This window comes from Neisseria sp. P0022.S010 (assembly GCF_051956635.1).
Genome location: NZ_JBQCXF010000145.1, coordinates 1 through 6,939 on the forward strand (window position 1 = coordinate 1; position 6,939 = coordinate 6,939).

Consider the following 6,939-nt stretch of genomic DNA (forward strand, 5'->3'; position numbering starts at 1 on the left):
CAGCGGTTGTGGTTCCGCGCGAAGATTGCGCGGCTTTGAAAGGCGCGTTGAAGGTTGACGATACGCTTGTGGCTTTGCAAAAACTGGCGAAGGCGTGGCGTGAAAATGTGAATCCGTTTGTCTTCGGCATTACCGGCTCTTCCGGAAAAACGACGGTTAAAGAGATGTTGGCCGGCGTATTGCGTCATCGATTCGGTGATGAAGCTGTTTTGGCGACTGCCGGCAATTTCAACAATCATATCGGCTTGCCGCTGACTTTGTTGAAACTGAACGAAAAACACCGCTATGCCGTCATTGAAATGGGCATGAACCATTTTGGCGAATTGTCTTTGTTGACCCGAATTGCCGGTCCGAATGTTGCTTTGGTCAATAATGCCTTACGTGCGCATGTTGGTTGCGATTTTGATGGTGTCGGTGATATTGCCAAAGCCAAAAGTGAAATCTACGAAGGTTTGCTTTCAGACGGCATTGCGCTGATTCCGTGTGAAGATGCCAATATCGCTACATTTGAAGCTGCTACTGCACAATTGAACGCTCAGACTTTCGGCGTTGCCAGTGGCGATGTCCATGCAGAAAATATTGAGTTGAAACCGTTGTCCTGCGAATTTGATTTGGTGCGTGGTAATGAACGTGTTGCCGTGGTATTGCCAGTCCCCGGCCGTCACAATGTACATAATGCCGTAGCGGCGGCGGCTTTGGCTTTGGCGGCAGGTTTGAGCCTTGCAGAAGTTTCAGACGGCTTGAAAAATTTCAGCAATATCAAAGGCCGTCTGAATATCAAGCAAGGCATTAAAGATGCAACTTTGATTGACGATACTTATAATGCCAACCCCGACAGCATGAAAGCCGCCATTGATGTGCTCGCCGCTATGCCTGCACCGCGTATTTTTGTGATGGGCGACATGGGCGAATTGGGTGAGGATGAGGCAGCCGCCATGCACGCCGAAGTTGGCGCGTATGCACGGGATAAAGGTATCGAGGCCGCGTATTTTGTCGGCGATAACAGCGTTGAAGCGGCAGAAACATTTGGCGCGGAAGGTTTGTGGTTTGCTGACAAAGATCCGCTGATCCAAGTGTTGAGCCACGATTTACCTGAACGCGCTACTGTATTGGTCAAAGGCTCGCGCTTTATGAAGATGGAAGAAGTGGTTGAGGCATTGGCAGCAACAACCGCGTAAAAGGCCGTCTGAAATATGAAAAAGATTTTTCTATTGGCTGGTTTGCTGATTGTCGCGTTTTATGCCGGAATGAAAGTACAGGCATTTATCTATGAAGATACTTGCTTGGACTTAGGAGGCGGAAAGAATCCTGGAAACTATCCGATTTGCGTGGTAGAAAAATAATCTTACTCAACAAGGCCGTCTGAAATTTCAGACGGCATACCGATTTATTTTTAATTGGGCAATAAGCCCGCTGTAACAACAAAAACAAAAAAGGAAGCCCCATGTTTTTATGGCTCGCACATTTCAGTAACTGGTTAACCGGTCTGAATATTTTTCAATACACCACATTCCGTGCCGTGATGGCTGCGCTGACTGCGCTGGTATTTTCATTATTGTTGGGTCCGTGGACCATCCGCAAGCTGACTGCGCTTAAAGTCGGTCAAGCCGTCCGTACCGACGGCCCTCAAACCCACCTGATTAAAAACGGTACCCCAACCATGGGCGGTTCGCTGATTTTGACCGCCATTACCGTGTCCACAATCTTGTGGGGCAACTGGGCAAATCCTTATATCTGGATTCTCTTAGGAGTCTTGCTTGCTACCGGCGCACTCGGTTTTTACGACGACTGGCGCAAAGTGGTTTATAAAGACCCTAACGGCGTGTCTGCCAAATTCAAAATGGTGTGGCAGTCCAGCGTTGCCATTATTGCCGGTTTGGCATTGTTCTACCTTGCGACAAATTCCGCCAACAATATCCTGATTGTTCCCTTCTTCAAACAAGTTGCTTTGCCGCTTGGTGTCGTCGGCTTCTTGGTATTGTCCTACCTGACCATCGTCGGCACATCCAATGCCGTTAACCTGACCGACGGTTTGGACGGCTTGGCCGCATTCCCCGTTGTACTTGTCGCCGCCGGCCTTGCTATCTTTGCTTATGCCAGCGGACACTCCCAATTTGCCCAATACCTGCAATTGCCTTACGTTGCCGGTGCAAACGAAGTGGTAATTTTCTGTACCGCCATGTGTGGCGCGTGTCTCGGCTTTTTGTGGTTTAACGCCTATCCGGCACAAGTCTTTATGGGCGACGTCGGCGCACTCGCGCTTGGCGCGGCGCTTGGTACCGTTGCCGTCATCATCCGCCAAGAATTTGTCCTCGTCATTATGGGCGGCCTGTTTGTTGTTGAAGCCATTTCCGTTATGTTGCAAGTCGGTTGGTACAAACGCACCAAAAAACGCATCTTCCTGATGGCGCCGATTCATCACCATTACGAACAAAAAGGCTGGAAAGAAACCCAAGTCGTCGTCCGTTTCTGGATTATTACCATCGTCTTGGTGCTGATTGGTTTAAGTACCCTCAAAATCCGCTAAATCTCCAAAGGCCGTCTGAAACTTTCAGACGGCCATTATGTAAGGTAAGCATGCTTGCCTGAATCTTATGTCTCAAAATAAATCCCGCAATAATCCACACAGAAAGTCCCCAAACATGTACCAATCTTTCGGCGGCGCAACCGGCATCCGCACCCTGACCGACCGTTTCTACGACTTAATGGAACTTGAGCCGCAATACCAAGCCTTGCGCCAAATGCACGGCGAAGACATGACCCTGATACGCGAAAAGCTCTACGAATTTTTCAGCGGCTGGCTCGGCGGTCCGCAACTTTTTGTCGAAAAATACGGCCATCCCCAACTGCGCGCCCGCCATATGCCTTTTGCCGTCAACGTACAAGTCCGCAACGAATGGATAGCCTGCTTTGCCCAAGCCATGAGCGAACTGGACATCGACAAAGCACTTGCCGAACCGGTGTTAATCCAAGTTTTTGCCATGGCAGATTGGTGTCGTAACCAAAACGAAGACGGTATCGAACCGCCTATGCCGCCAATGGCGGTTGACCCATGGGTGCACGCACCGGAATTGCAGCAGATTTTAGCCAGCTATGATGTCAACGGATTTTTTGAGGAATTTGCTAGTTAAGGCCGTCTGAAAAAACTAGGATAAAATAGAAACAATAATTTGAAAGAAATGGATTTTAAAATGAATAAATTATTAAAAAAAATGATGGTAGCCCTATTGTCTTTGGGCTTGGTACAAGTGGTTTCAGCAGATAATGTGCCGGATTTTAAGGAAATGCTTCAAGCTGCGGAGCAAGGAGATGCAGATGCCCAATATAATTTGGGTGTGATGTATGCAAATGGGCGAGGAGTCCGTCAAGATGATGCACAAGCAGTGCAGTGGTATCGCAAGGCGGCAGAACAAGGGGATGCAGAAGCCCAATTTAATTTGGGTGTGATGTATGCCGATGGGCGAGGAGTCCGTCAAGATGATGCACAGGCAGTGCAGTGGTATCGTAAGGCGGCAGAGCAAGGGGTTGCTCAAGCACAATTGAATTTGGGCGTGCTGTATGCCGATGGGCGAGGAGTCCCTAAAGACGATGCACAGGCGGTGCAGTGGTATCGCAAGGCTGCGGAACAAGGGTATGCAGAAGCCCAAAATAATTTGGGTCTGATGTATTACCAAGGGAGGGGAGTGTATAAAGACGATGCACAGGCGGTGCAGTGGTATCGCAAGGCGGCAGAACAAGGGAATGCAGCAGCCCAATTTAATTTGGGTAATATGTATACCGATGGGCGAGGAGTCCCTAAAGACGATGCACAGGCGGTGCATTGGTATCGTAAGGCGGCAGAACAAGGGTATGCTCAAGCACAATTTAATTTGGGTAATATGTATGTCGATGGGCGAGGAGCTCGTCAAGACTATGCACAGGCGGTGCATTGGTATCGTAAGGCGGCAGAGCAAGGATATGCAGAAGCCCAATATAATTTGGGAGTAGTGTATGTCAACGGACAAGGTGTTCGTCAGGATCATAAGATTGCCAAAGAGTGGTTTGGTAAGGCTTGTGATAACGGGCTACAACAAAGTTGTGATGCTTATCGAGAATTGAATCAGGCAGGATATTGAATCCTTATTCAAAGGCCGTCTGAAAAAACTAGGACAAACCAAAATGACTTTTCAAAACAAAAAAATCCTTGTCGCCGGACTTGGCGGCACGGGTATTTCCATGATTGCCTATCTGCGCAAAAACGGCGCGGAGGTTGCCGCGTATGATGCGGAGCTGAAACCGGAGCGCGTGTCGCAAATCGGTAAGATGTTTGACGGGCTGGTGTTTTATACAGGCTGTCTGAAAGATGCGCTGGACAACGGTTTCGATATTCTGGCGCTCAGTCCCGGCATCAGTGAGCGGCAGCCGGATATCGAGGAGTTCAAGCAAAACGGCGGGCGCGTGTTGGGCGACATTGAATTGCTGGCGGATATTGTGAACCGTCGCGGCGACAAGGTGATTGCGATTACCGGCAGCAACGGCAAAACCACGGTAACGAGCTTGGTCGGCTATCTCTGCATCAAGTGCGGGCTGGATACCGTTATCGCGGGCAATATCGGTACGCCGGTTTTGGAGGCGGAATTGCAGCGCGAAGGCAAAAAGGCCGACGTGTGGGTGTTGGAGCTTTCCAGCTTCCAACTGGAAAACACCGAAAGCCTGCGCCCGACTGCGGCGACGGTGCTGAACATTTCCGAAGACCATCTCGACCGCTACGACGACCTGCTCGACTACGCGCATACCAAAGCCAAGATTTTCCGTGGCGATGGCGTGCAGGTTTTAAATTCAGACGACGTGTTCTGCCGCGCCATGAAGCGCGCCGGGCGCGAGGTGAAATGGTTTTCGTTGGAACACGAAGCCGATTTTTGGTTGGAACGCGAGACGGGTCGTCTGAAACAAGGCAATGAGGATTTGATTGCCACGCAAGACATCCCGCTGCAAGGCTTGCACAACGCCGCCAACGTTATGGCTGCCGTTGCCTTGTGCGAAGCCGTCGGTTTGCCGCGCGAAGCATTGCTCGAACACGTCAAAACCTTCCAAGGCCTGCCGCACCGCGTGGAAAAAATCGGTGAGAAAAAAGGCGTGGTGTTCATCGACGACAGCAAAGGCACGAACGTCGGTGCGACTGCCGCCGCGATTGCCGGTTTGCAAAATCCGCTATTCGTCATTTTGGGCGGCATGGGCAAAGGGCAGGACTTCACGCCCCTGCGCGATGCGCTTGCCGGTAAGGCAAAAGGCGTGTTCCTGATTGGCGTCGATGCGCCGCAAATCCGCCGCGATTTGGACGGCTGCGGTCTGAATATGACCGACTGCGCCACTTTGGAAGAAGCCGTTCAGACGGCATACGCTCAAGCCGAAGCGGGCGATATTGTGCTGCTCAGCCCCGCCTGCGCGAGCTTTGATATGTTCAAAGGCTATGCACACCGTTCGGAAGTGTTTATCGAAGCGTTTAAGGCTTTGTGAGGTCGTCTGAAACATGAAAAGAGGGTTGAAAATCAGTTTGGCGGCGGTTTTGCTTTTGACAGTCGCTGCCGGAGTGGTTTGGTATTCCATGCCCATCCGTTCCGAGCAGACCGTTGCGACATCAGGCGAGTCATCCGTTGCCGAGTCAAGCGAAACGCCGTTGCCTGAAGATGCAGTTATCGACAGATTGGTTGTGCATAAAAGCAAACGCACCATGTCGGCGTACTCGCAAGGCAGGCTGCTGAAAACCTATCCCATTTCGTTGGGCAAGCAACCGGTCGGGCATAAACAGTTTGAAGGCGACGGCAAAACGCCCGAAGGGAAGTACCGCATCAATGAACGTAATCCCAACAGCGGCTATCATAAAAACCTCGGCGTTTCCTACCCCAACGAATCCGACAAAGCCTACGCGGCGGCACAAGGTAAAAGCCCGGGCGGGCTGATTAAAATCCACGGCATGAAAAATGGCTGGGGTTTTATCGGTAAAAAACACCTGCAAAAAGACTGGACCAATGGCTGCATCGCAGTCACGGACGAAGAAGTCGACGAACTCTACCGCAGCGTAAAACACAATGCGGAAATTGAGATTCTGCCGTAAACCATGTGCGACATTGCTTCAAAGGTCGTCTGAAAACGTCAAGGCGGTTTCAGACGACCTTTTTGCAGCAGCGGCAAACTTGTTCTTTGCCTTATCCGGTGTTACTGTTTCTTAAAAATTGCCTATGCGGGCAAACGGCGAAAAGGCGGGCAGCCATGCCTGACCGACAAAACGTGTGTTCATCAATCCGAAAGGAAAACCCATGAATTTTCAAGACTACATCCGTTACGATGCCGTTGGTTTGGCAGAGCTGATCCGCAAAAAAGAAGTGTCCGCCGATGAAGTGTTGCAGGCTGCTTTAAACCGCTTGGACGAAGTCAATCCCAAGCTCAATCTGTTGGCGCACGATTTGCGCGAACGCGCGGCAGCGTGGCAGGGGTCGTCTGAAAATGCCGATACGCCGCTGTCGGGCGTGCCGTTTTTGCTCAAAGACCTGCTGGCGGATTGGGAAGGCGCGCCGACATGGTCGGGATCGCGCATGATGCAGCATTACATTGCCAAGCAAAACAGCGATTTGACCCAAGCCTATCTCGATGCGGGGCTGCGCGTGTTCGGTAAAACCACCACGCCCGAATGGGGCGCATATGCCGTTACCGAAACCGAAATTTACGGTATCACGCGCAATCCGTGGCATTTGGATTACACCGCAGGCGGCAGCAGCGGAGGCGCGGCGGCGGCAGTGGCTTCGGGCGTCGTACCCGCAGCGCACGGCAGCGACGGCGGCGGCTCCATCCGCTTACCCGCGCACAACTGCGGCGTGTTCGGGCTGAAACCCACGCGCGGCCGCAGCAGTTACGCGCCGAACGCATCGGAGGCATGGCAAGGCTTGGTATGCGACCATGTGT

The 6,939-nt window shown here is 51.5% G+C and carries 8 protein-coding genes; all 8 read left to right on the forward strand.

Annotated features, from left to right (window positions below):
- A partial coding sequence (locus tag ACTHUT_RS12025) for a UDP-N-acetylmuramoyl-tripeptide--D-alanyl-D-alanine ligase (RefSeq protein WP_440418829.1) occupies positions 1-1,178 on the forward strand: 1,178 nt, incomplete at its 5' end.
- Between the two features lie 15 nt (positions 1,179-1,193).
- Entirely contained in the window at positions 1,194-1,343 is a 150-nt protein-coding gene (locus tag ACTHUT_RS12030; RefSeq protein WP_250601366.1) for a hypothetical protein, read from the forward strand.
- Between the two features lie 101 nt (positions 1,344-1,444).
- A complete protein-coding gene (gene mraY / locus ACTHUT_RS12035; protein ID WP_003685861.1) occupies positions 1,445-2,527 on the forward strand; it encodes a phospho-N-acetylmuramoyl-pentapeptide-transferase in 1,083 nt (360 codons plus the stop codon).
- A 115-nt stretch (positions 2,528-2,642) separates the two neighbouring features.
- On the forward strand, positions 2,643-3,131 hold the full coding sequence (locus ACTHUT_RS12040) for a group II truncated hemoglobin (RefSeq protein WP_250601364.1): 489 nt from the start codon (positions 2,643-2,645) through the stop codon (positions 3,129-3,131).
- A gap of 60 nt (positions 3,132-3,191) precedes the next feature.
- Complete coding sequence (locus tag ACTHUT_RS12045) at positions 3,192-4,115, forward strand: SEL1-like repeat protein (RefSeq protein ID WP_440418830.1); 924 nt, start codon at positions 3,192-3,194, stop codon at positions 4,113-4,115.
- 43 nt (positions 4,116-4,158) lie between these two features.
- Entirely contained in the window at positions 4,159-5,496 is a 1,338-nt protein-coding gene (gene murD, locus ACTHUT_RS12050) for a UDP-N-acetylmuramoyl-L-alanine--D-glutamate ligase (protein ID WP_250601362.1), read from the forward strand.
- Between the two features lie 13 nt (positions 5,497-5,509).
- Positions 5,510-6,094 carry a L,D-transpeptidase family protein gene (locus tag ACTHUT_RS12055; RefSeq protein WP_250601360.1) on the forward strand — a complete coding sequence of 195 codons (585 nt, stop codon included), beginning with the start codon at positions 5,510-5,512 and terminating at the stop codon, positions 6,092-6,094.
- Positions 6,095-6,296: 202 nt separating this feature from the next.
- A partial coding sequence (locus tag ACTHUT_RS12060; RefSeq protein ID WP_440418831.1) for an amidase family protein occupies positions 6,297-6,939 on the forward strand: 643 nt, incomplete at its 3' end.

Bases quoted from the DNA above. Each gene is read 5' to 3' on its own strand.
- murD (WP_250601362.1), top strand. From the start codon at position 4,159: ATGACTTTTCAAAACAAAAAAATCCTTGTCGCCGGACTTGGCGGCACG.
- ACTHUT_RS12045 (WP_440418830.1), top strand. From the start codon at position 3,192: ATGAATAAATTATTAAAAAAAATGATGGTAGCCCTATTGTCTTTGGGC.
- ACTHUT_RS12040 (WP_250601364.1), top strand. From the start codon at position 2,643: ATGTACCAATCTTTCGGCGGCGCAACCGGCATCCGCACCCTGACCGAC.
- mraY (WP_003685861.1), top strand. From the start codon at position 1,445: ATGTTTTTATGGCTCGCACATTTCAGTAACTGGTTAACCGGTCTGAAT.
- ACTHUT_RS12055 (WP_250601360.1), top strand. From the start codon at position 5,510: ATGAAAAGAGGGTTGAAAATCAGTTTGGCGGCGGTTTTGCTTTTGACA.
- ACTHUT_RS12030 (WP_250601366.1), top strand. From the start codon at position 1,194: ATGAAAAAGATTTTTCTATTGGCTGGTTTGCTGATTGTCGCGTTTTAT.